Origin of the sequence: Streptococcus sp. 3613 (assembly GCF_013277375.1) — a bacterium.
GTDB classification, from domain to species: Bacteria; Bacillota; Bacilli; order Lactobacillales; family Streptococcaceae; genus Streptococcus; species Streptococcus pseudopneumoniae.
Genome location: NZ_VMMV01000091.1, coordinates 1 through 1,622, shown reverse-complemented (window position 1 = coordinate 1,622; position 1,622 = coordinate 1). Strand labels below are relative to the sequence as shown.

Annotated in this window: 2 protein-coding genes and 1 pseudogene; 1 reads left to right on the top strand and 2 read right to left on the bottom strand. The window is 33.4% G+C overall.

Going from position 1 to position 1,622, the window contains the following annotated elements; translation table 11 throughout:
* Positions 1-631: trypsin-like serine protease (locus tag HT708_RS10195; RefSeq protein WP_172926351.1), on the bottom strand; the 631-nt coding region annotated here is incomplete at its 3' end.
* Positions 632-947: 316 nt separating this feature from the next.
* Here HT708_RS10195 and HT708_RS12245 point away from each other — a divergent pair.
* Positions 948-1,130 (top strand): annotated as a pseudogene (locus tag HT708_RS12245) (IS110 family transposase); the annotation flags it as partial.
* 154 nt (positions 1,131-1,284) lie between these two features.
* On the opposite strand, the gene HT708_RS12240 reads toward HT708_RS12245, so the two are convergent.
* The gene (locus HT708_RS12240; protein ID WP_001227865.1) at positions 1,285-1,455 is read right to left on the bottom strand and encodes a PhrA family quorum-sensing system peptide; all 171 of its coding nucleotides are present in this window, start codon (positions 1,453-1,455) and stop codon (positions 1,285-1,287) included.
* Positions 1,456-1,622: the final 167 nt, after the last annotated feature.

Here is a 1,622-nt window from a genome sequence, read left to right as displayed (position 1 = left end):
TAGTATTTTCTAAATTATTTGGAAGTCCTAACGTCCCCAATTGAGCGCCAATCGGTTCTTCCAAAATTAAAACTGCTAAGTCATAGGTAGTAAGCTCATCTGGATCAGTATTTCGAAATTCTTTTAAATAACGAACTTCTTTGACTTTTATTTCACCAAATGGATTACTATCTGGAGTAGCCGCAGGCATAATCTCTACTTCAGTCGCTTCTGTTTTGGATTCACGGTCATAAACGACATGAGCTGCTGTAATCAAAACATTGTCTTTGATAAAGGAAGCACTTCCTCTACCTGTACCTATTTCTACTGAATCGGCATTTTTAAATTTGAATGTTGCTTTTACATAAGCTGATGTAGAGTAAGGATATTGTAAAGTATTTTTTACCTTAACTAAATCATTTTTGCCAATAATGACTTCTGACTGATTTGTATAATATTGACCATAAGTCGGTGAAACATCGGGAAGTGAAAAATTATTAGTTCCTGGATCCTCTTGTAATGTTTCACTTACCTCATACTCCTCGCCTGTACTTGAAATAACAGTCAACGCAGATACTGTCGGTAGCTGACTAGCTAATAAAGTACTAGCAATAATTGAAATACCGAATTTGCGATAAAGTGTTTTCTTCATTTTTATAATTCATTCCTTTCGTTTCACTCAAGGCACAACACAGAATGAAAAAGTGTTGTGCTCTTTGTTTTATAATAACAGTGAGAAAGCCTATCACTACTACAAATCACGGGGAGGTGAATAAGTGAGTGGTACAGCCACTACCTCGCATTTTTATAGGTGTCATTCTTTCCATCAAGCACAAGAACTGTGACTAAGAGCACGTAAACTTATAATTGAATAAGCGACTCGTTTGTGAAAGGAAAGAATAGTCAAGGGATAGGCAGACTCAAATTTTATGAAGGGAGCCCCCTCATGTTAAAAATTATTTATATGGCATCGAAAAGCTATCATCGCTATCTGTCGCAGATTATTGGTTGCCATCTACCACGTACTTTTAAAACAGGAGAGTTATAATCCAAGATTACAAGGTCTTACAGAAATAAGAAATTCAGATAAGACAATGTCTGTCCAAGATGCCGTTCGTTTTGCACAACAGCACGGATTCAAGGTGCTTTAATTTTAAAGGTTGGGTATCAAGACCTCTTTTTAGTGTGCCCAAAATTTAGAGAAGTAATCAATCAACTAACTTTTATTTTTTCAAACTTGCCCCTACAATTTTTAATGAATAATAAAAGTGAATATACTAGAGACTAATTCTATTCCATTATTCTTTAATCAGCCTTCCCAACATCAAGACCATTGGACTTCTTTTGTGATTGCACTCGAATCTCCAATTGTCTATTCTTCTGAATAAACTGTTGGTAAGGAATTGTATTACTAAACATAAAAACACCTAGCAATGCAAATGTAACTAATTTTTTAATTCCACGTTTTTTTCTCATGCAATGAAACCCCTTTCTTTTTTCTTGTTTTTATTCTAACAGATATATTTTATTTAGCCAAGTGTTTTTATTGCATTTTGAACTTTTTTTCTTATTATTACCATAAAGAATTATTTGTTTCTTTAACTTACTATTTTGAACTAAAAATTTTATAATGAAATTAAGCA